Origin of the sequence: Rhizobium sp. NPDC092011 (assembly GCF_044756305.1) — a bacterium.
Taxonomy (GTDB): domain Bacteria; phylum Pseudomonadota; class Alphaproteobacteria; order Rhizobiales; family Rhizobiaceae; genus Rhizobium.
This window is the reverse complement of sequence record NZ_JBIVSO010000001.1, coordinates 262,753-283,590: the sequence shown is the minus strand read 5'-3', so window position 1 is coordinate 283,590 and position 20,838 is coordinate 262,753. Positions and strand designations below refer to the sequence as shown.

At 56.7% G+C, this 20,838-nt stretch carries 19 protein-coding genes and 2 pseudogenes; 9 read left to right on the top strand and 12 right to left on the bottom strand.

Annotated elements, in window-relative coordinates; translation table 11 throughout:
• The first annotated feature begins 332 nt into the window (after nt 1-332).
• Nucleotides 333-896 carry a hypothetical protein gene (locus ACIQJ2_RS01540; protein WP_400666292.1) on the top strand — a complete coding sequence of 188 codons (564 nt, stop codon included), beginning with the start codon at nt 333-335 and terminating at the stop codon, nt 894-896.
• Between the two features lie 8 nt (nt 897-904).
• Here ACIQJ2_RS01540 and tnpC read toward each other — a convergent pair whose 3' ends face one another.
• The 10 genes from tnpC to ACIQJ2_RS01490 form a co-directional block, all read right to left on the bottom strand.
• Nucleotides 905-2,464 carry an IS66 family transposase gene (gene tnpC / locus ACIQJ2_RS01535; protein WP_400666293.1) on the bottom strand — a complete coding sequence of 520 codons (1,560 nt, stop codon included), beginning with the start codon at nt 2,462-2,464 and terminating at the stop codon, nt 905-907.
• Between the two features lie 68 nt (nt 2,465-2,532).
• The gene (gene tnpB, locus ACIQJ2_RS01530; protein ID WP_400666294.1) at nt 2,533-2,886 is read right to left on the bottom strand and encodes an IS66 family insertion sequence element accessory protein TnpB; all 354 of its coding nucleotides are present in this window, start codon (nt 2,884-2,886) and stop codon (nt 2,533-2,535) included.
• Entirely contained in the window at nt 2,883-3,269 is a 387-nt protein-coding gene (gene tnpA, locus ACIQJ2_RS01525; protein ID WP_400666295.1) for an IS66-like element accessory protein TnpA, read from the bottom strand. Before tnpA ends, tnpB begins: the two co-directional genes overlap by 4 nt.
• A gap of 235 nt (nt 3,270-3,504) precedes the next feature.
• On the bottom strand, nt 3,505-4,353 hold the full coding sequence (locus ACIQJ2_RS01520; RefSeq protein WP_400666296.1) for a hypothetical protein: 849 nt from the start codon (nt 4,351-4,353) through the stop codon (nt 3,505-3,507).
• 388 nt (nt 4,354-4,741) lie between these two features.
• A complete protein-coding gene (locus tag ACIQJ2_RS01515; protein WP_077472029.1) occupies nt 4,742-5,137 on the bottom strand; it encodes a DUF5615 family PIN-like protein in 396 nt (131 codons plus the stop codon).
• Entirely contained in the window at nt 5,134-5,829 is a 696-nt protein-coding gene (locus ACIQJ2_RS01510) for a hypothetical protein (protein WP_077472028.1), read from the bottom strand. Before ACIQJ2_RS01510 ends, ACIQJ2_RS01515 begins: the two co-directional genes overlap by 4 nt.
• Nucleotides 5,830-5,942: 113 nt before the next feature.
• Nucleotides 5,943-7,028, bottom strand: coding sequence for an ABC transporter substrate-binding protein (locus ACIQJ2_RS01505; RefSeq protein ID WP_400666299.1), 1,086 nt, complete (start codon nt 7,026-7,028; stop codon nt 5,943-5,945).
• Nucleotides 7,029-7,073: 45 nt separating this feature from the next.
• The gene (locus ACIQJ2_RS01500; protein WP_400666829.1) at nt 7,074-7,871 is read right to left on the bottom strand and encodes an ABC transporter permease; all 798 of its coding nucleotides are present in this window, start codon (nt 7,869-7,871) and stop codon (nt 7,074-7,076) included.
• Nucleotides 7,872-7,929: 58 nt separating this feature from the next.
• Nucleotides 7,930-8,778: an ABC transporter permease gene (locus ACIQJ2_RS01495; RefSeq protein WP_400666301.1), complete on the bottom strand. Its 849-nt coding sequence runs from the start codon at nt 8,776-8,778 to the stop codon at nt 7,930-7,932.
• 53 nt (nt 8,779-8,831) lie between these two features.
• Entirely contained in the window at nt 8,832-9,950 is a 1,119-nt protein-coding gene (locus ACIQJ2_RS01490) for an ABC transporter ATP-binding protein (protein WP_400666304.1), read from the bottom strand.
• A gap of 253 nt (nt 9,951-10,203) precedes the next feature.
• On the opposite strand from ACIQJ2_RS01490, the gene ACIQJ2_RS01485 reads away from it, so the two are divergent.
• The 5 genes from ACIQJ2_RS01485 (at nt 10,204) to ACIQJ2_RS01465 (ending at nt 15,571) form a co-directional block, all read left to right on the top strand.
• Nucleotides 10,204-10,893 (top strand): GntR family transcriptional regulator, encoded by a 690-nt coding sequence (locus tag ACIQJ2_RS01485; RefSeq protein WP_400666306.1) that lies wholly within the window; start codon nt 10,204-10,206, stop codon nt 10,891-10,893.
• Nucleotides 10,894-11,002: 109 nt separating this feature from the next.
• Nucleotides 11,003-12,355: an aspartate aminotransferase family protein gene (locus tag ACIQJ2_RS01480; protein WP_400666308.1), complete on the top strand. Its 1,353-nt coding sequence runs from the start codon at nt 11,003-11,005 to the stop codon at nt 12,353-12,355.
• Between the two features lie 2 nt (nt 12,356-12,357).
• Nucleotides 12,358-14,073 (top strand): acetolactate synthase catalytic subunit, encoded by a 1,716-nt coding sequence (locus ACIQJ2_RS01475; protein WP_400666310.1) that lies wholly within the window; start codon nt 12,358-12,360, stop codon nt 14,071-14,073.
• Nucleotides 14,070-14,846 (top strand): 3-oxoacyl-ACP reductase FabG, encoded by a 777-nt coding sequence (fabG, locus tag ACIQJ2_RS01470; protein WP_400666311.1) that lies wholly within the window; start codon nt 14,070-14,072, stop codon nt 14,844-14,846. Before ACIQJ2_RS01475 ends, fabG begins: the two co-directional genes overlap by 4 nt.
• A gap of 20 nt (nt 14,847-14,866) precedes the next feature.
• Nucleotides 14,867-15,571, top strand: a complete 705-nt coding sequence (locus tag ACIQJ2_RS01465) for a response regulator transcription factor (RefSeq protein WP_400666313.1) — start codon at nt 14,867-14,869, stop codon at nt 15,569-15,571.
• Nucleotides 15,572-15,733: 162 nt separating this feature from the next.
• Here the strand turns inward: ACIQJ2_RS01465 and ACIQJ2_RS01460 are convergent, their stop codons facing one another.
• Nucleotides 15,734-17,440, bottom strand: a complete 1,707-nt coding sequence (locus ACIQJ2_RS01460) for an ISL3 family transposase (protein WP_400666316.1) — start codon at nt 17,438-17,440, stop codon at nt 15,734-15,736.
• Between the two features lie 141 nt (nt 17,441-17,581).
• Between ACIQJ2_RS01460 and ACIQJ2_RS01455 the strand changes: the two genes are divergently transcribed.
• Together ACIQJ2_RS01455 and ACIQJ2_RS01450 are read left to right on the top strand one after the other, a co-directional pair.
• Nucleotides 17,582-18,394 (top strand): class I SAM-dependent methyltransferase, encoded by an 813-nt coding sequence (locus ACIQJ2_RS01455; protein ID WP_400666318.1) that lies wholly within the window; start codon nt 17,582-17,584, stop codon nt 18,392-18,394.
• 852 nt (nt 18,395-19,246) lie between these two features.
• A complete protein-coding gene (locus tag ACIQJ2_RS01450; RefSeq protein ID WP_400666320.1) occupies nt 19,247-19,954 on the top strand; it encodes a VIT family protein in 708 nt (235 codons plus the stop codon).
• A gap of 387 nt (nt 19,955-20,341) precedes the next feature.
• Here the strand turns inward: ACIQJ2_RS01450 and ACIQJ2_RS01445 are convergent.
• Nucleotides 20,342-20,541: pseudogene (locus ACIQJ2_RS01445) on the bottom strand (IS3 family transposase); the annotation flags it as partial.
• On the opposite strand from ACIQJ2_RS01445, the pseudogene ACIQJ2_RS01440 reads away from it, so the two are divergent.
• Nucleotides 20,482-20,754 (top strand): annotated as a pseudogene (locus tag ACIQJ2_RS01440) (Lrp/AsnC ligand binding domain-containing protein); the annotation flags it as partial. The pseudogenes ACIQJ2_RS01445 and ACIQJ2_RS01440 sit on opposite strands and share 60 nt — an antisense overlap.
• Nucleotides 20,755-20,838: the final 84 nt, after the last annotated feature.

The window sequence follows — 20,838 nt, the reverse complement described above, 5'->3', positions numbered from 1 at the left end:
GGGCGCAGCTCGCGTTTGTTCTTATTATGTTCTCATCTGGGCGAGAGTCAAGCTCATGAGATCTTGGTAGCGCTGAGAAGGTTTTCCATTTTCGCAAACGGGACATGACAGGAGATCGTGTTAGAGGCCGAGCGACTGTCAGACCGAATACTCAATGGGAAATGACGACTCCGCGTGGCCGAGCCGGCTTGAGAGAACGAAATCTCTCCAATCTCCAACTTCCAGAAGGCCGTAACCGCTGTCTTGATCCCACGTCGGATAACGGATTGACAGCACCGCTTGACGCTCAATGAGGTCCACGGCGATATTCTGATCGAGAGGAGACCCGCGCGATGCATCCGGATACGTCGATAAAGCAAGACTTTGAACGCGAATGGGCATCGTTCTACGCCAATCGAAGGCCGTTAGGTTGGTTGCTTCGGTCAGACCAGTCGTTAGCCTGGGTCAGATTTCATTCGTTGCCGAATTCGAAGCGGTATCCAGAGAACAAAGCGGAGAAAGATATCATTCTCAGCCGGGCCCATAGCCTCGCGAATGAGACGTTAGGAGCGGATGCTAGTTGCTGGCAGATTGAATGCCGGAAAGAAGAGGTAAACCCACCATATTGGGATGTTGTTGTGAGTGGCACAGCAGCCAAGACGTTTGCTGATGACGACGAGACGCGGTGGTGTGCAAGTGTTTTAGAAACTCGCTGGCGGCAAGGCACTCTTGACTACATTTTACTGGCAATCGCTAACGATAAGACGGGACCGACGATGTGGATGGATCGGAAAACCGGACGGATTTTTGCTCCATACGATGGCGGTTTCGACCTGCTGGTGTCATCGCCAGAGGAGGTTAAGCAATTGAGGATTCGTTTTGGCGACTGGCTGTCTGATCATCCCGAAGGTTTGTGAGAGACAGCCTATGACCCGCCGTATCTGGTGTTGGATTTGCTTTCGAATTTCCACGGCAAAAGTTCATCAATCCGTGCTTGCTTGTGGCCCTTCACGATGGCAGTGAGCGTGTCGGTCAGATACGCAAGCGGATCGATAGCATTTAGCTTGCAGGTTTCGATGAGCGACGCGATAGTCGCCCAGTTCTCCGCTCCCGCATCATGCCCGGCAAACAGAGCATTCTTACGATTGAGGGCTATCGGCCGAATGGTTCGCTCGACGGTATTGTTGTCGATGTCGATGCGACCATCAGTCAGGAAAACACAAAGCCCATCCCAGTATTTGGCGACATAGGCGAGAGCCTCTCCGAGCGGCGACTTGCCAGCGACGCGGGCACGATGATGGTTGAGCCAGGTTCGCATGGCTGCGATCAATGGCGCTGACCGTGCCTTCCTCCCACCAAGGCGGGCGTCGGCATCGAGACCGCGCAGCTCTGCTTCGATGCGATAGAGTTCGCCGATCCGCCTCACACCTTCCTCTGCAATCGGTGTCGAGCCGGTGCGAGTGATCTCGACCAGCTTACGCCTTGCATGCGCCCAACAGTAGGCGAGTTTGATGTCCGGACCGATACGATCCGGCGCGATCAGCCGATTATATCCGGCGTAGCCGTCGACCTGAAGAACGCCCGTAAACCCTAACAATATCCGTTCGGCATGTTTCCCGCCACGCCCTGGAGCGTAGGTAAAGGCTACGCCGGGTGGAGCACCTCCGCCCCACGGTCGGTCATCGCGGGCCCGCGCCCAGAAGTATCCAGTTTTGGTTTTGCGGGAGCCAGGGTCGAGGACTGGCGCACGGGTCTCGTCCATGAACAGCTTGGTCGAACGCTTCAAGTCGGCGATCAAAGCGTCGAAGACCGGGCGAAGCTCGAATGCCGCCCGGCCGACCCAGTCGGCGAGCGTGGAGCGGTCGAGATCAACGCCCTGGCGGCTCATAATCTGGGCCTGTCGGTAAAGCGGCAGGTGATCGGCGTATTTTGACACCAGCACATGCGCGATAGTCGCCTCCGTCGGCAACCCGGCGTGGATCAATCTTGCAGGCGCTGGAGCCTGGGCAACGCCGTCGGTGCAGGAGCGGCAGGCATATTTGGGGCGACGGGTGACAATGACGCGAAATCGCGCCGGAATGACATCCAGCCGCTCGGAGACGTCTTCACCAATGCAATGCAGGCCGCCACCGCAGGCGCAGATCAAGCTTTCCGGTTCGATGATTTCCTCGATGCGAGGAAGGTGAGCAGGCAGAGAGCCGCGATTGGTGGAACGGGGTTTAGGCTGCGGCTTCCCAGAGGGGCTATCGGCTTCATCTTCGGCATGGATGGCAGCAATGGCCGTTTCCAGGTCCTCCAATGCGAGATCGAATTGTTCAGGATCGGCCTTCTCGGATTTGCGACCGAAGGCTGCTTGCTTGAAAGCCGCGACCAGCTTCTCCAGTCGCTCGATCCGCTCATCCTTGCGAACTTCCCGCGCTTGCGCCGCGATCAGCATCGCCTTCAGGGCAGCAATATCATCGGGAAGATCGGTGGCATCCAACATGACGAAAGTCTATCAAACCCGGTAACGCTCCGCCGGAAGAATCCACCGCCCGAGTCATCGTGCCGCATCTATTCGATAGCATCCGGCGGTCTCGCCTCCACGGAACGGACCCGACGCCAGTCGAGGCCTGCAAACAACGCCTCGAACTGCGCGTGGCCAAGTGTCATCAAGCCATCCTTGATGCCCGGCCAGGTGAAGGTATGTTCCTCAAGCCGCTTGTAGGCCATCACCAATCCGGTGCCATCCCAATAGATCAGCTTTAGGCGATCCGCCTTGCGCGAGCGGAACACGAAGACCGTCCCTGAAAAAGGGTCTTTGTGCAGCTCGTTCTTGACCAGCGCGGCCAGGCCATCGTGGCCCTTGCGGAAGTCGACGGGCTTAGTGGCCACCATTATCCGAACCCGGTTCGATGGAAAGATCATGCCGGGACCGAGCAGGCACGCGCGACAGCCGCGATCCGGGCGGCAGACGCGCCTTCTTCCAGACGGATTGTGACCGACCCGACGATGATCTCGGGACGGGTGGCCCTCTGGACCGGCGGTTCGGAAACAGGTGGATCAACGATCACCGCTGCAAATTCTACCGCATCCTCGGGTGCTGGCAGAACCAGTTTCCCCTGCCGCGCCATCGTTCGCCAAGTCGATAGGTGGTTCGGCTTCAGCCCATGTCGCTCTGCGACTTCATTCACCAGCGCTCCGGGCCGAAGACTTTCTGAAACGATTTGCGCTTTCACCTCATCCGGCCAGTGCCGGTGAACCTCACGTCCAGACTTCCTGGTCGTGAGAACCTCCAATGTAGTCTCCATGGAGAAACTCCCGTTGCTCATCCATGGTAAGCCGATCACAGATCAGGGCGGCGAGGACAACGTGGGAGGGGAACACCGGTTACAGAAGGCCGTGGTCGCGACTTTTCTATCAAGGTTTGAGGGATGGCCAAGAAACTCGATCAATGCATCTGATAATCTATCAGCGATCTTGACCGAGTAAGAGCAGGCTTTGCGCGCATATGGCCCTCGCGCTACCCAAAACGAAATCGGTTCTTCATTTTCGAGCTTTGCCGTCTTCGGCAACCACTTGAATCCGACCATTCATGCTCAGGGAGTAGAAGAATGACGCCGTGCCGTTGAGGCTCTTTGCGCGTTGTGGGCTGCTGACATACCAATCGAAATCGCCAGTCACCCGGCAAAGGTCTCCGCCGCAGGAGACCACAACGCTTTCCGGTCTCAGCCGATACACTCTATTCGGCCACCGCTCAAAAAACTTGGCCTTGTCATCGAGTATCTCGCTCAATCTCTTTTGCTTGCCATAAAAGCTGACTTCACCCGCATAAACACTGGAAGCGAACGCGACCGCCTGATTGGCCGGCAAGCTTCCGGAATTCAGCAATTCAGAGACAAAGTTTCTGGCCGTCGTCTCTTCTTGCCTCATCGCGTTGACCGAAGCAGGCGCTGACTGAATTGTCGGGGTAGCGGACGGTGCAGACGAAATCTGGCTGCCTGCTGCATCGGACGAGAGATGCTCTATCCCGAACTGTTTGATTTCGTCTGCGCTGAAGAAATGGATGTCATCAGACAATGTCCGAAACATAATCGGAAAAATACGGGCATCGACGCCGTACTTGTTCAACGTGTCGAGGATATCGGAGATATTCAGCTGCGCGTCGCCCAGGCCGACATTGCCGCTGATCTGATGTACGCCGAGCCGGCCCTGAACAATTCGGTTTCTGCCGGCAAAGAAAACGTAGGCACAGGCCGACGCACAGACGGAATCCGAAGGTATGACAGTGCTCATGCCTTTCGTGTAGACGTCATCAGCAATAAGCAAGCCGTTCTGAACATCACCGCCCGGGCTATTCAGCACCAGGATTTTCACATTCGGGTTGGCCGCCAAAATCCTTCTAAAAGACAGAGCAGACCGAGAATCGATTGGCCCATCCAAGCGTATTGCTAGCGGCCAAACAGGCGATATGGAAAACGGTGCGACGTTGTCTTCCGCTCGGACATTGATAGCCCATAAGAGAAAGACAATTCCTACCAAGAATACCCGACTAAAAGACACGACACGGACCCTCTACTCCGCGGATCATTACCAAATAGCGAGCGAATGTCGATAAAGAGATTTCGCCTCAAAGTTACAGCGGCTGGATTTCTAGTGTCCCAGCTTGATTTATTATTTACAGCACTCGAGGATCGCTATCAAACGCGAGGGCGATGCCTTCCAGAGACAAGATAAAGGTCCCCGCTTCACCAACATTTCCAGGCAGCGGTGATGGGCCAAGTTATTTGAGTGGGGACAGCTTTGAGGATTTCATTGGAAGTTCGAACATTGCACCGCCTGACACGTTTCCCGCAACTGTGCCAATGGCCGGCCACAATGCAATAAGTCGCTCTGCCTGTTTCAACACGCTGGATTTGTACAGCCCCTGCGACAGAAACATGCCCACGAGTTTCGAGCTTTGAAAAGCCGCCTTCTCAGCGCGGTTTCTGGTGATCCGACGATCGCCCGATATGAAAATCCATCCGCCCTGCTTTGACAGTTCGGCAATGAGATCGACATCTTTTATATTCGGTGGAAACTTGTCTCGCAGCGCTACGATCTCGTGGTCGTCTCCCATCAGAGCCTGAAGGCTCCTTGCCAATCGGGGAGAAAGGTTGTGATCGAAGAGGACCTTCACGCTGCCAGTGATTCCTCAAAGGCTACGGCGTCTCTAACGACTGCTATGGGGATCTCATAGAGTTTTGCGACCGCCCGCTCGGATCCTTCCGCCTTGACCGCCTGTGCCAGCGCAATTGTGGGTACATTGTAGACAGCGGTTGTCGGCTGGCCAAACACAAGCTCAGGGTCAACGATGATAGTCGCCTTCCCCTTAAACGGACGCCAGCGACTTACGGCGTCATTATCGATGTCCAGATCTTTGAACGTCCGCTCGATGATGGTCTTGATCGTGTATTGCTTCTTCTTCAAATCCAGAAGATTTTCGTCGCCAGACGTATTGACGCTTTCCAGAAAGATCGTCTTTCCATCCGTCTGAAAGCGTCGCGTTGAAAAAGGCCTGTCATCGTTGACGCATTCTCTTGCATAGACGAGGCAATGCCTGATTGTTTTCAGGCCGAGGCCGGCGTCGATGAAGGCACCGACAAACCGCAGTTCGATGAGGTCACGAAAACCAAGTTCAATATGCCCGTCAGCCTGCGGCAACTGGCTTTGCCACAGGGGATCGACGTGCAGCGTTTCGCCCTGGTGTGTGTAGTCGTACCCGCCAAGCCATCTGCGGACGTTCCGCACGGGAATATTCAAGAGGCGTGCGGCATCGCTGGCGGAATAATAGCCAATACCGAATGGAATAGGCTTCTCGCTGCCACTCATTGTGATTTGCCATCCCCGTTTGAATTCGCCGGCATTATCCGCTTGCCGATCATCTCGTCAAAGAATTTATTTTCTTTATGACGAATATCGCAGGACAACGAAAAATTGTTCCTTCACCGAAGCCAGTTGTTCCAACGTTGAAGCAACATGGCGGCGTTGGCGTTGATCCAGTCCGCATCCGGCACGACGATGTGATCGCGAACATCCTCAGCGCTTGGCATCGATTTTCGAATATCCTCGGGGATCAATGCGACAGCATCGCTACTTGGCGGCGTGCAGGACAATATTGCGCAAGCCTTTGCCTGAGCCTGCGGCGAATTGAGCCAGAATGCGATCAGTTTCAACGCGTTGTCATGATGTGGAGCGCCTTTGATCAACGCGATGCGATCGCCAACCAGAAAGGATGCCTTGTAGGACCAGCTAATGGGCAGGCCTTCAGTTTGCATCGCCTTTGCCCGTGTCAACCAGATCTGCCCGAGCGAATAATCCCCGTTGCGGAAACCCTGCACGCTCTGGTCGCCGGTCTTCCACCAGATGGAGACTGAGGAACGGATCTCATCGAGCTTTTTCAGCGCGCGGTCGACATCAAGGGGGAACAATTTGTCCCGGCTCACGCCATCGGCTAGAAGGGCGGCAGCCATCACCCGCCAGGGGTCGTCAAAATTGGGAAAGGCGCGGCCGCCGGGAAATTTGCTCGTATCCCACATATCCGCCCATGTCTCGGGCACCGGATCGCCGGCCTTTCCGATCCGGTAGGCAAGCAGTGTGGCCGTCGACTGTAGAAGGGCACCGCCAGCAGCGCAGGTATGCGGCTCGAGATCCTTGCGATCGGCGAATTGCCGGCAGAACTCGGTGAGATCCTCAGTGACCTCACGATGCGCCTTTGAGGCTGCCTGTATCTCGCCGTCAAGATAGAGGTCCCAGGTGACGTTACCCGTCTTCACCATCGCGCTGGCTTTGGCGCGCATTTCAGAATTGGTGGCGACAACCGTCACGACCTCAATGCCTGTCGCTTTGGTGAATGGGTCGAACCACGCCTCTTTGAGCGCACGGTCATATGCGCCACCGGTTGAGGCGATGATGACCTGCTGTGCGGCTGTTGCCGACTGTGGAAAAGAGAGAGGCCAAAGCAGGCTGGCCGCCGCGTAGAGAAATCGGCGGATCCGGATCGAGCGCGCAGAGTGGCATTTGGATGACATGCAATGTTCCCTTCGTGTGTGCTTTTGAATTTGTCGGCTTTGGGGTCATTGCCCGGCTTTGCGGGTGGTCAGCAGATGCGCCGTTGCCATCAGAAGCAGGGAGACGGCGACGAAAACCGCAGACGCAGCCGCAATCACCGGCGTCAGATTGAAATCAATGTCTTCGAACATCTTTCGGCCGATCGATTTTCCGCCAGTGTCCGAGATGAAAAAGGCGATCGTTGCTTCGTCGAATGATGCGAGGAAGGCGAAGACGGCAGCAGAGGCGATACCGGGCGCGATATTGGGCAGCACAATTCGAAAGAATGTTTGCCGCCGGTTTGCGCCACAGCTAAGGCTAGCCAGCTCCAACATCGGATCGAGGCGCTGGAGCGATGCCGTCACCGTAATAACGACATAGGGGATGGCAAGAACAGTGTGAGCGATCAGGAAGCCGACAAAACTTCCGGTGAGTTGCAGGGGTGAGAAGACCAGATACAGGGCGACGCCGAAGACGACGTGCGGAACGATCATCGGCCCGACCGACAGGACCTGCAGTGCGTTTTTGAAGGGAAGATCCCCCCGGACAATGGCAAGCGATGCCATGGTTCCGATGATGGTGGCGCTTGCCGTCGTCGCAATTGCAATCCTGACGCTGAACCAGGTCGCCGCCATCCAGTCCGGGTCACTGAAATAGACCCGGTACCAGTGCCAGGTCAGTCCCTGCGGCGGGAACTGAATGTAATCGGTTTGGCTCAGCGACATTGGGATGATGAGCAAGGTCGGCAGAATCAGAAAGAACAGGATAATTCCCACGAGCAGGCCAGCGCCGATGAGTGCTGCCGCCCTGCCAAGAGGATGCAGAACCGCGAGCCTAAGCTTGCCGGTGGCGGCGAAAAGCGGTGGCAAGGTGGACGATTGATCAATGAACACTGCTGAATCCTTTGCTGAAGGAAAGCGCCTTGCGAAACACGATGATGAAGACGATCGTCATGGCGAGAAGAACCGTCGACAGGGCGGCGGCAAATGGCCAGTCAAGCAGAACAGTGGTCTGCTGGCCGATCAGATTCGCCATCAGCATCGATCCCGGGCCTCCGACCAGAGCCGGTGTGATGTAAAAGCCCAGCGCAAGGACGAAACACATGGTTGCGCCGGCAAACACGCCTGGGAGGCTGAGCGGCAAGGTCACGAAAAGGAAGGACCGGATCGCGCCAGCTCCAAGATTGCGTGCCGCCCGGACATAATCCTTCGGCAGCATTTGCAAGGTCGAAAAGATTGGAACAATGACGAAGGGCAGCAGCACATGCGTCATTGCGAGCACGACGGCGCCTTGCGTGTAGAGAAGCTTGAGCGGCCCATCCGTCAGGTTTGTCGCAACGAGCAAGGAATTGATGATGCCGTGGCGTTGGAGCAGCACGATCCAGGCATAGGAACGGATCAGTATCGAGGTCCACAACGGAATAAAGACGCATGCTGCGATGACCAGGGCCAGCCGTCCTTTAAGGCGGGCCATGAGAAGCGCGACCGGATAACCCAGGAGAACGCAGCTTAAGGTGACAGCCGTGGCGATCCCCACGGTATCGGCAAGAACAGCTGCGTACAGAGGATCATCCAGAAGGCGCCCGTAAGTAGCGGATGGGCCTCCTGTGAAGCTGAGGGCGACCAACTTGGCCAAGGGATAAAGAAAGCCGATCGCAAAGGTCGCCAAAAGCGGCAGGACCAGCAGCCATGAAGGAATGGCTGCATAATGCCGCGAAGAGCGGGGTCGCATCCATCTCGCCAATGGCAACTGGCGTCTCGCGATCAAAGGTGAAGCAGGCAACGTCATGCGGCAATCCCCTCCTTGATCGGAAAGGTTTGCAGTCTCGTCTCATCGATGAGAATGCCGACACTGCTTCCTTGCTCGAAAGCGGCGGCCTGTCCGGCGGGCATCTGCACCCGCAGGATAACGCTGGGCAACCTCGTGAGGCGGACAAGCAGGATGTTGGTTGAGCCGAAGAAGACGGAGGCCTCGACGATGCCGGCAGCCGCATTTTCGGGGCTTTGGCCTGATGGTGTCAGGTTGATATGTTCCGGCCGGATGGCGAGATGAACCGCTGTTCCTTTTGCCGGACGGGTTCCATCGCCATGTGAAATGGCCGGCGCTCTCAACAGGACGCCATCCGCGAGTTGGATTGCAAGGTGGCCGCTCTCCGTTCCGACATAGGTACCGGGCACGAAATTCATTACGCCTATGAAGTCAGCGACGAAGGCGTTGGCAGGTTTGCCGTAGAGCTCGGCTGGAGTTCCGATCTGCTGCAGTTCGCCTTGCCGCATCACCGCGACGCGGTCCGACATCGCCAAGGCCTCATCCTGATCGTGCGTGACATAGACGACGGTTGCGCCAAGTCGTCGCTGTATGCGTTTCAACTCGAACTGCATCGCCTCGCGCAGTTTCTTGTCGAGTGCGCCAAGAGGCTCGTCCATGAGAATGACCGGCGGATCGAAGACCAGGGCGCGAGCGACGGCGACCCGCTGCTGTTGCCCGCCGGATAGTTGGTTCGGATAGCGGTCCTGGTATCCGGACAGCTGAACGAGCTGAAGTATCTCCTCCACTCGCGATTTAAGCGGCGCTCCCGAAAGAGCACGGCGCATCTTGAGCGGAAAAGCAATGTTCTGCCCGACTGTCAAATGCGGAAACAGCGCGTATTTCTGAAACACCATGCCGATATCACGGCGGTTGGGCGGCAAAGGCGTGACGTCTTTGTCGCCAATGCGGATCTTGCCCGCAGTCGGCATCTCGAAACCGGCAATCATGGTCAGCAGCGACGTCTTGCCGGATCCGGACGGACCTACAATCGAGACGAACTCGCCCGGCTGGATCTCCAGATCCGTTTCTTTGACGGCCCAGATGTCTGCATAGCGTTTCTGGAGACCCGAAAGGATCAATCTTCGGCCAATCAAATCATTGCCCTCCTTCAGTTGAGCGAGAATTCTCCGTTTTTTTGGCGCGCGGCGTCAGCCGTTTGCGGACGGTGCTAGTCTTTTCTGGCAGTCCGGCGGATCGCTTGAATGCAAAATTCATCGAGTCAGCAGCCCGTGACAGGCACAAAGCGGGCTGCTAAAGCTATTTTGATGTGACAATCGCTTTGCGAAAACTTCACATAATCTTTTTGTTGCATCAAAAAGGTGTACTGTCAACATGCGGGAACGGGAAATGGTATTCGAGTCGGGCGAGGGTTCGGGCGTCAATCAGCACGCTGTCGGCTTGGGAGATGCGGCCTACCGGGAAATGAAGGAGCGCCTGATCCGTGGCGTTTATGGGCCCGGTTACAAGATGACGGTGCGCGCCGTCGCGGAGGACTTGGGCATCAGTTCGACGCCGGCGCGAGATGCCATCAACCGCTTGATCGGCGACGGCGCATTGGTTTATGCTGGGCCCAAGACGGTGATCGTCCCCATTCTCAGTGAGGCTGATCTAAAGGAAATAACCTTGGTTCGCCTTGCTTTGGAGGGGCTTGCGGCGGAGCGAGCAGCGCAAGAAGGCTCGGGGGAAGTTATTGAAAAACTTAAGGAACTTCAAGAGAAGATCAACTCAGCGTTACTGGACAAGGACTACACGGCAGCGCTTTGGCACAATAAGGAATTTCACTTCTCGGTCTATCGCCTTGCTGGCCTTCCTCACCTTGTTGCGATGATTGAGGGTCTTTGGCTACGCATTGGTCCGTCGCTCTACAACCTTTACCCGGAGTTTGCCGAGGAGAAGTATGGGGTGCATAATCATGAGATGGCGATGGAGGCCCTCGCGGAGCGTGATGGCGCCGCGTTAAGGGCTGCTTTCGAGAGTGATATTCGCGACGGGTTTCGGAGCTTGCGGCGCGCGGCGCGTGCAAATCTGCGCCTTTAAACTCAAAAATTTTGATGCATTGACTTGACGGCGAAGTCTTTTGTTGCAACAAAAATATAAAGGCGGTGCAAAGACACGCGCCTGTTCTTGCAACGGAAAGCTTCCTGTCATGTTTACGGATAAAGCTCAGGGACGAGGCTGGTCGGTTATTCGAGCCCGATCAACTCATCTCTTTCGCCGGGGAAAAGGTGTTTTCCCGGCTGGTATCACACGCTCCACAATCGAAATGGATCCCATCCCAATTTACGTCACCAAAGGCGAGGGAGCGTATTTGTGGGATGCGGACGGCAACCGTCTGCTCGATCTCAACAACAACTTTACGACTTTGATCCACGGGCACGGTTTTGCGCCCGTCGTCGAGTCCGTGGAAAAAGTTCTGAAAACGGGCACATGCTTCGCCAATCCCACCGAACATGAGATCGCGCTCGGCGAGTTGCTGGTATCGCGCATACCGGCGATGGAGCAGGTACGCTTCGTCAATAGTGGGACCGAAGCCGTCATGTTTGCCATCAAGGCTGCTCGCGCCTTTACCCGCCGGTCAACAATCGTCCGCTTTGCAGGGTCGTATCACGGCGCCTATGACTGGGCCGAAGCCGGCCAGGGCGGCGTCAAAATAGACAGCGCTTCCGGCCAAAATCTGCCTAAGCTCGGTTACCCGGGTGCGCCGCACTCGATCGCCGACAGCGTCCTCGTCCTGGATTTCAACGATGTGGCCGGTATAGAGCTGACAATCGCGCCCAGAGCAAACGACGTTGCTGCCATTCTCATCGATCCGATGCCGAGCAGGGCAGGGCTGCTGCATCCGGCGCCGGATTTCATCGCTACGGTGTCCGCCGTGGCCCGCAAATACGGCATCCTTGTCATTGCCGATGAAGTTCTCAATCTGAGGCAGGGTTTTGCCGGGGCCTCAGCCCGCTATGGCCTTGAACCGGATCTGATCACGGTCGGCAAGATCATCGGCGGAGGTTTCCCAGTGGGCGCCATTGGAGGTCGGGCCGACGTCATGGCCGTCTTCGGCACTGATGACGAGGCGCCGCTGGTTTCACAAGGCGGTACGTTTTCGGCCAACCCTGTGTCCATGGTTGCCGGAAAGGCTGCAATGGATGCCATGACGCTTGAGGCCTTCGATCGCCTGGAGCGATTGGGGGATGGTTTGCGCAAAGGGTTGACGCAAGTAGCTCTGAAACGCGGCGCGTCGTTTTCAATTTCCGGCGCAGCATCCTTGTTTCGCATCCATCCCAGGATGATTGCACCGACGAGTTTCCATATGGCGACCATGAACCCGCACGAGAATGACGTCATGCGGGCGCTCTCGCGACATTTCCTGGCATGCGGGATTTTGCTGCCCTTCGGCGCCGCGGCATGCCTGTCGACGCCGATGTCTGGGGCGGACGTCGAAAGCATTATCGCTGCCTTTGACGATTTTCTGGAAGAGAACAGCAGGACGGGTTGGGAGGGATAGCAATGAAGGGTACCTCAATGACGGGCACGGTGGCGGATCGGATCGCGGAAGCGCTTGGGCGTCACGGTGTCGAGATGATTTTTGCGCAAAGCCTGCCATCGGCACTCATCCTTGCAGCCGAGGCGTGTGGCATTCGGCAGATCGCCTATCGGCAGGAAAACATGGGCGGAGCCATGGCGGATGGCTATGCCCGCACCTCTGGAAAAGTCGGGGTTGTCGCCGCGCAAAACGGCCCTGCCGCGACATTGCTCGTGCCGCCGTTTGGCGAATGCCTGAAGGCGAGTATTCCGGTTGTTGCTTTGGTCCAGGACGTTGAGCGTGATCAAACCGACAAGAACGCCTTCCAGGACTTCGATCAGATTGCTTTGTTCCAATCTTGCACCAAATGGGTCCGGCGCATTACGGTTGCCGAACGGGTCGACGACTATATTGATGCGGCGTTCACTGCCGCCACCTCTGGTCGTCCGGGCCCGGTGGCCTTGCTGCTGCCCGCGGATCTTTTGCGTTCGCCCGCGCCCGTCACCGCGGTACCCCGCACCAGCAATCTCGGGCGGTGGCCACTTGATCGAACCCGGCCATCGGACCAGGATCTGCAACTCGCCGCTGAACAGATTGCCAGTGCCCGTTCACCGGTCGTCCTTGCTGGCGGCGGCGTTCATTGTGGTGGCGCGACAGAGGAACTGGCCCGTCTTCAAGAGGAGGCAAGCCTGCCTGTCTTCACGACCAATATGGGCAAGGGCGCCGTCAGCGAATTCCATTCGCTGTCTGCCGGCGTGCTGGGCTCGCTCGTCGGTCCGTGCTCCCTGGGCCTCTACAGTCGTGAACTCATGGCGGAAGCCGATCTGGTAATCCTTGTTGGTACTCGCACCAATCAGAACGGCACCGACAATTGGCGCCAGATTCCCGCCAAAGCAAAAGTGATCCATATCGATATCGATCCAACCGAAGTGGGTCGAAACTATGAGGCTCTTCGGCTTATCGGCGATGCCAGAGAAACATTGGCGGCGCTGGTTCGCACGCTTCAAGGCTGCGACCTGTTGCTCAGGCGAAGCTCGCGCGCGTCCCTTGAAGAGCGAATTGCTTCATTCTGGAGCCACTTCGACGAGGCGCGCTATGCTCAGTATGCGTCGGCCAACTCGCCAATTCGCCCGGAAAGAGTCATGGCTGAACTGCAGCCCTGGCTCTCGCGCGACATCGCATTAGTGGCAGACGCTAGCTATTCCTCGATGTGGATACTCGGGCAGTTGAGGGCGCCGCGCTCCGGCACGCGTTTCATCACCCCGCGAGGTCTCGCCGGACTTGGATGGGGCTTCCCGCTTGCGCTCGGCGCCAAGGCGGCCGAGCCGAAACGGCCAGTGGTTGCCGTCGTTGGCGATGGCGGCTTTGCCCACAGCTGGGCTGAACTTGAAACGATGGTGCGCATGCGTTTGCCGGTAACCATCATCGTGCTCAACAATGGTATTCTCGGCTTCCAGCGTGACGCCGAGACCGTGAAGTTCGGCCGATATACGTCCGCATGCCATTTCGCAGAGGTCGATCACGCCGCGCTTGCGAAAGCCTGCGGATGCCCTTCGACCCGTGTAGACGCTCCGGCAATGCTCGCTCCGGCCCTGAAACGTGGCATAGAAGGCAATGAACCGTTGCTCATCGAAGTCATGACGGATCCGGAGGCACATCCGCCCCTGTCACTCTTCGCACAAATGGACCGTGCCGCATGACGCCGGCACCCCGGAAAAAGGTTGCTGTCGTAACCGGTGGCAGCTCGGGCATAGGCTTGGCAACCGCTTCAAGCCTCCTTGATCATGGTTACAGGGTGGCCTTCTTCGGCCAGCGCCGCGACCATGTGACAGCCGCAGAGCAAATATTTTCGGCGCGATTCGGCGCCGAGAGTGTTTTTGCCCGAACTGTCGATTTGGCCAAGCCGATACAGTTAGAAAAATTCTTCCACGCGCTGGAACGTACGTGGGCCATGCCGGATATTCTCGTCAGCAACGCTGGGATATCCCCAAAAGGTGAAAACGGTGCCACGCCCTTTGCGCAGATCACTTCGAACGAGTGGCATTCAGTTCTTGCGGTCAACCTGACAGGTGCAATGCGGTGTTGCCAGGCCGTCCTGCCGCACATGATCGCTCGTGATTTCGGCCGCATCGTATTCATGAGTTCGATTGCTGGCCGGACAATACCGCGAATATCAGGTGCCGCCTATGCCGCATCGAAGGCAGCGCTTTCCGGACTGGCGCGATCGCTGGTGGCCGCCTCCGCCGGCCATGGCATCACTGTCAATCTTGTCGCTCCGGGCAGGATTGCCACTGGAATGGCAGGACCGCCAGATAGTGAGATCAACAAGTCAGCGCTTGCGCGAATTCCGGTTGGTCGCATCGGGATGCCAGAAGACGTTGCAGCCGCAATCTGCTTTCTCATCTCGGAGCAAGCGGGCTTCATCAATGGTGCGATCCTTGATGTCAACGGCGGTGAGTTTGCTCCGCTCTAAGGCAAGCGGAAGGAGGAGACATGGAGTTTCGTATCCTGGTGCATTCGCACAATGCGCAAATGTTTCTGCTGCTGCAGCATGTCCTCGCAATCGATGGCTTTTCTGTATCACTTACAGTGAACGTGCAAGATGCAATAAATGCGCTGCACGACGGGTCGGTAAGTGCCATCATTGTCGATCAGTCCGCATCAGAAGCGTGTTTAAGAGATGTCGTTGCTCTGAAGGGCGTGCGGCGTGAAATCGGGATCGTGCTGCTTTGCAATCAATCCCATGAAACAGCCACTGCGCCGTTCGATGAAGCCGGCGTGGATCTTGTTTTGGTCCGCCCCTTTGATCCAGCCGATCTCATAGATTTCCTTCGCCACCGAAGACTCGGTGCCTTGATCGAAGAAGGGGCAGCAGTGGCAAGCGCCGACGTTCTTCGCTTCGCCGATATTGAGATGAACCCAGCGACCGTGAAGGTGCGCAGGAACGGTCACAATGTTCTGCTGACCGCTTTGCAATTCCGCCTTCTTCGACATCTTCTGCAAAATCCAGAAATCGTACAAAGTCGTGAAGCATTGATTGCCGCGGCATGGCCGGAAGATACAGAGGTCGAGCCTCGGACAGTGGATATTCATATAGGGCATATTCGTAGGGCGCTTAGGAGGTTAGGACCGGACCTCATTCGTACTGTTCGCACCTGCGGCTATGCGCTGGGCACTCAGGATCATTTGGAGAATTAAAGCCACTGGTCATCCGCAGAGTATATATTGCTAAATATCAGTATTACTTCCAAGAAGTATATGTAAAATAATTATAAGTTATATATGGGCATCAGCTAATTTCGAGCAAAATATAGTGAAAATTCATCGCTAATGATACTGCATACTTATCGAGGATCTGCCTCACTTTGTGTGGAGATTGGCCAATTTGATTGGCATCATCCGCGCTCTGAGAAGCTCTGGACCCGCTCTGCCGTACATTGCGCGCTTAATCGTCTTCAAGCGGTTGATCTGACCTTCTGCCTGACCGTTGCTCCAGGGCAGGTCGATGGCGTTACAGACGGCGTCGATATCCCGGCGGAGAACGCGGGCAAAACGGGCCAGGAAAACGAGGTCAGAATCAATGGCATCATCGATCCATTCTTCGAGTTTCGCCGAAGTTCGGCCATGAAATATTCCACGAAATCGCATGGAGAAGCTGCGCAAAACAGCAAACGTCTGTGATCCCTGTTTGAGGGCATCCACTTTCCGTACTTGATTGATGGTCAGCGCGCCGCGCGGCTTTATAGAAAGGGCAGCCGCGACAACCGGTGAGATCAGATGTCCGGTTTGCGGGTCACTTACAGGCGCATTGTCATATGTTCTGTCGGCAGGCCCAATCCGAGCCAGCGCCGTATCACTCTCATCCTTAATTTGCTCCGGTCTCTCGGCGCGGTGCCATGTTGCCAGGAGGCGTTCGAGATTGGAAAAGCTGCCGGTATATCCGCGGCGCCTGATGTCGTGGAATAAATGCCGCCCACGGCGGTTGCCATCCTTCCAATATTGGGTGAGAAAAGCTTCGAAGTATAGAGGAGAGGTCGGCTGTAGCGCACCCCTGTCTCGCTCGGGTGGAGTTTCGAACGTCAGCCACTTCGCGATGCTGCGGCGGCCATATCCTGTGCGACGCGCGATGTCCGAGCAGGTCAAGCCTTCTTTGCTCAAGGCGTGCACCGTTTCAAACACTTCCTTCCGGGACTTCCGATGTGCTCGGCGAAGCTGATTACGCCAAGGCGTCTCAGGCGCCTGCTCACGCAAATCACGATCATCACAGTCCTTCTCGATGTCGTCGTCTGGTAGCAGTGCCCTGCCTGTAGCTCGGCCGGAGAGGCTCATCTGTTCCTCGATAGCAAGACGAAGATTCTGGATGAGATGAAAGCGGTCCGCCACCTGAGACGCTTGCGGGGCACCTTCACGAGCGGCCTGCGCGTAAAGCCCGCATCGATCTCGGCTGACGACCTCAATAGAGGGATGCCGCTTCAACCATCGTGCAACGCTTGCCACGCTCCGGTCTTCGAGAATTTCCATGACCTTCCGGCGTTCGAGATCAACGATGATTGTGCCGTAGCGCCACGATTTCCGCCAGCTCCAATCATCGATACCGATGATCCGTGCCGGGGGTTCGTCATCGACCCGTGAAGCATTGCGCTTCAAGTGCCGAAGAATGGTGTCGTCGCTGATCGACATCCCCAGCCGCTGCATCAGGCGCTCTCCGGGGCGGCCGCCCGTACTGTGGCCAAGCAGGCCGACTATTTCGGCGGCCCTACTTGTGCGGCGGGCATAGGGAGAGGCAATCGCTGGGACCCGGTCAGTGAACGTTTGCCGTTTACACTGCCGATATGTGCAACGCCAGCGGCTCAACTGGAGCTTCACCGTCACGGCATTACCTTGGATCGGCAGGTCTTGAAGACTGCGGTACGACCAGCCGTGCCGACTTCTGCTCTGATGTCGGCAATCTGGGCATATGCCCGAGGGTGGCCCGCAGGTCGACACTACCCATTTGCCTTCATCGCTAAACACGACGCTCTGCACTTTAATACCCGGACCGGGCGACCATTTCGATTTCGTTCGCATGCCAGCCCATAGCCGGGTCATCGCTAACGGTCTGTTAACCACACAAAGTGAGGAAGACCCCAAGAAACCCCGAACGTGAGTCCCTCGACTGTCGCCTGAAACGGGTTTGCGATATAGTCCATCTGGGTTTGGGAGGCTGTCATGACGGGAGCGGATAAGGTTTTCTCGGGAACCATCCCCGAGATCTACCAACGATACCTGGTGCCGATGATCTTCGAGCCATACGCAAAGGACATGGCTGATCGCGTAGCGCGGCTCAGTCCGTTGAGGGTGCTTGAACTCGCAGCGGGTACAGGGGTAGTGACGCGAGCACTCGCGATGCAGCTTGGGACTGGGGCGGAGATCGTGGCAACCGACCTCAACCAGCCGATGCTGGATGCGGCGGCGAGGCAGCAGAGCGCGCAGGGCAGGGTTACGTTTCGCCAGGCCGACGCGATGGCGCTGCCCTTCGAGAATGAGAGCTTCGATTTGGCGGTCTGCCAGTTTGGCGTGATGTTCTTCCCAGACAAACTGCAGAGCTATCGCGAGGTGCGCCGTGTTCTGAAGCCCCGCGGCACCTATATATTCTCTGTCTGGGATCAGCTTTCTGGCAATGAATTTGTCACCGTCGCCAGCGCCGCCCTTGCAGGTTGTTTTCCGGACGACGCGCCGAGGTTCATGGAGCGGACACCGCACGGTTACTATGACACCAAGGCGATTGTGAAGGCGGTGAAGGAGGCGGGCTTCGCGGAAGCCTCCGTTGAAACCGTCGATAAGATCGGTCATGCAGGTTCCGCACTCGACGCGGCAACGGGGTATTGCCAGGGAAACCCCTTACGCGGTGAAATCGAGGCCCTCGCTCCAGGCGGTCTCCAAGCGGTTACCGACGTCGTAGCATCTGCACTTGCGGAGCATTTCGGCCACGGTGAGATTGAGGGCAGAATCCGCGCCCACGTCATCGCTGCTCGGAAGTAACCGTTGGGAGTGCCCACCCGCCAGTTGAATTGATTATGTCGCAAACCGTGTTTTTGGTCGCAGCGGGATGCTTTCGCGCCAATGATCATGCAAAGTCCTTGAGTTTAGCACAGGCTAGACTTGGGAGATGTTGGGCTGCCCTGCCATGACGTTGGGATGGCAATAACAGGGCAGTGACGGCATTCCGAACGGGAGGGGGGGCGGCAATCCGGGCCCGCGCGAACCGGAGGCAGATTCAACTATCATATCCGTGGCAGAACGATCGCCATGCTTCCCGATCCTGCCGTGTGGGCATTCAGTGGCCGTCAAAGTCGCCGTCGGAATCACCGCGCAACGCTAAAGCCGCAATAGCGGACGGAACGCTGGCTGCAGAGGATGAGCCGACTGTAGGGGCCGACGTTCTGCCGGTATCGGAATCCGCTATCGCGGGCGCGGAAGGCTTCGATGTAAGCGAGGCAGCCGCAGTAGCGGGGATAGAACTAATGGAAGTCATTGAGAAAGCCCTTCTTCAGCGGAGCCTTCGCGTCATGCGTCAAGCGCGGCTAGTTTTGCAGATGGTTCATCCATCCAAATCCGGATCGAATACGTGTCTATCGATCGCAGGTCGAAACTGGCATTCGATTCTTACAGGAACCTTACAGGATGGCACCTGCATCCAAACTTTCAAACGGAAGGGAAAACCTCTGTTGGCAAGCTGGTCTCCTCGAAAACGAGGCTAGAAATCCTGTCCCACTCGTAGCGGAGAGACCGGTAGAAAAGCCGAGCTTTGAAGTTCGCTTTGACATGAAGTCCTGAGAAGGGTTTGGTAGTCGTCGGTCGCGAGCATACCCCCAACCTCCTAAAGGGTGTCGAATGGACAGTGCGCAAACGGAACAGCATTTTATTATTCGTGTCGGATGGCTTCGTGCAGCCGTCCTAGGCGCCAACGATGGTATCCTATCCACAGCTAGCTTGATGGTGGGCGTGGCGTCGGCCGCAACGTCATCGAGCACCGTTCTTATGACGGGAGTTGCCGGACTTGTCGCTGGTGCAATGTCGATGGCTGCAGGAGAATATGTATCGGTAAGCTCTCAGGCCGATTCCGAGCGTGCCGATCTGGCGCGGGAAAGACGCGAGCTTGCGACAAACCACGATGCGGAGGTGAAGGAGCTGGCGGCGATATATGTGACGCGCGGTGTCGAACCGGCTTTGTCCATTGAGGTTGCTGAGCAGCTAATGGCGAAGGATGCACTTGCTGCCCATGCTCGCGACGAACTGGGAATTTCCGACACAATTTCAGCCAATCCGATCCAGGCTGCGATGACTTCGGCGGCCACTTTTTCATCAGGCGGTATTCTGCCCGTTTTGGCAGCTTTGGTTGCGCCGAGAGATATCCTGGTGCCTGCGGTTTTTGGTGTGTCGCTCGCTGTCTTGGCATTGCTTGGAGCGATTGGTGCCAAGGCCGGCGGAGCCGCGATACTAAAGCCCACTCTTCGCGTTGCCTTCTGGGGGGCTATTGCGATGGCCGTTACTGCTGGGGTTGGAGGGTTGATGGGCAACCACCGTGTGATGGAACTATGATGTTAAAGAGGGCAACCCTCCGAAAGGGTAGTTCCCGGTGTGCCTTGGACCTTAGCGACGGTATAGATTTGGATGACGCGGTTTCCGGCTTGACGTGATAAGTGGCTTAACGCCGAGAACGCTGCGAAGCACCCTCGCATAGCGCTCAAACCGTCTTCGTTCGATGGCTCTACGAGAAGCGCTGCCTTTGTAGTCAGCGATGGATCGGGGGTCTCGAAAGAGAAACGCTGCCGATCAACGATCTGCAAAACCGGACTGCTATTCCGAAGCTCGAAGGCCAGTTCTCCTGTTAACCCTTAGTCGGTTGTCGCTATCCAAGCCGCGCCTGAAGTCTCGCGCATCGCCTCCAGCTGTTCGGAAAACTCGTGCCAACCCAAAAGTGTGTCGGCTGGACTGGGCAAAGGGAAGTTCGCACCCCATGGAATAGATATCTTTGAGGGCGTCAGCCAGCTGTGTCTTCTCCCGATTACTCAGGAGCTGCAGATCGACGCCCAGGCCTTTTTTAGGAGTTCATTGGCCTTCTTCAAGAGATCACGCTCGAGCTGCAATTGGCGGACATCGCGTTGGAGAGCTTCACACTGTCGATCCGCCAGACGCCCGAGGTGATGAACGGTTACAAAGTTGCCGAGGGTTCGGATTTCGTGCTGATTGTGACCGCTCGCAGCATGGAGGATTATGAAGCCTTCACCCGCAAGTTTTTCTACGAAAATCCCGACATCAAGGGGGTCAAGACAATGGTGATCATGGATCGCGTGAAGGTAGGGTTTTCGGTACCGATCGACTTCGACGACTTTTTGTGACGCCCGAGCCTACCTAGCTAGATGGTGTAATGGGCGGAGCCAAGCCAGCCAGGTTTGTAGGTCCGTTGGTAGCCGATTTCACTA

Coding starts and splice junctions, on each gene's coding strand:
- ACIQJ2_RS01460 (WP_400666316.1), bottom strand. CDS start 17,440: ATGCGAACGAAATCGAAATGGTCGCCCGGTCCGGGTATTAAAGTGCAG.
- tnpB (WP_400666294.1), bottom strand. CDS start 2,886: ATGATCTTTCCATCGAACCGGGTTCGGATAATGGTGGCCACTAAGCCC.
- ACIQJ2_RS01485 (WP_400666306.1), top strand. CDS start 10,204: ATGGTATTCGAGTCGGGCGAGGGTTCGGGCGTCAATCAGCACGCTGTC.
- ACIQJ2_RS01455 (WP_400666318.1), top strand. CDS start 17,582: ATGACGGGAGCGGATAAGGTTTTCTCGGGAACCATCCCCGAGATCTAC.
- ACIQJ2_RS01450 (WP_400666320.1), top strand. CDS start 19,247: ATGGACAGTGCGCAAACGGAACAGCATTTTATTATTCGTGTCGGATGG.
- tnpA (WP_400666295.1), bottom strand. CDS start 3,269: ATGGAGACTACATTGGAGGTTCTCACGACCAGGAAGTCTGGACGTGAG.
- ACIQJ2_RS01495 (WP_400666301.1), bottom strand. CDS start 8,778: ATGCGACCCCGCTCTTCGCGGCATTATGCAGCCATTCCTTCATGGCTG.
- ACIQJ2_RS01475 (WP_400666310.1), top strand. CDS start 12,358: ATGAAGGGTACCTCAATGACGGGCACGGTGGCGGATCGGATCGCGGAA.
- ACIQJ2_RS01505 (WP_400666299.1), bottom strand. CDS start 7,028: ATGTCATCCAAATGCCACTCTGCGCGCTCGATCCGGATCCGCCGATTT.
- ACIQJ2_RS01540 (WP_400666292.1), top strand. CDS start 333: ATGCATCCGGATACGTCGATAAAGCAAGACTTTGAACGCGAATGGGCA.
- fabG (WP_400666311.1), top strand. CDS start 14,070: ATGACGCCGGCACCCCGGAAAAAGGTTGCTGTCGTAACCGGTGGCAGC.
- tnpC (WP_400666293.1), bottom strand. CDS start 2,464: ATGTTGGATGCCACCGATCTTCCCGATGATATTGCTGCCCTGAAGGCG.
- ACIQJ2_RS01480 (WP_400666308.1), top strand. CDS start 11,003: ATGTTTACGGATAAAGCTCAGGGACGAGGCTGGTCGGTTATTCGAGCC.
- ACIQJ2_RS01465 (WP_400666313.1), top strand. CDS start 14,867: ATGGAGTTTCGTATCCTGGTGCATTCGCACAATGCGCAAATGTTTCTG.
- ACIQJ2_RS01510 (WP_077472028.1), bottom strand. CDS start 5,829: ATGAGTGGCAGCGAGAAGCCTATTCCATTCGGTATTGGCTATTATTCC.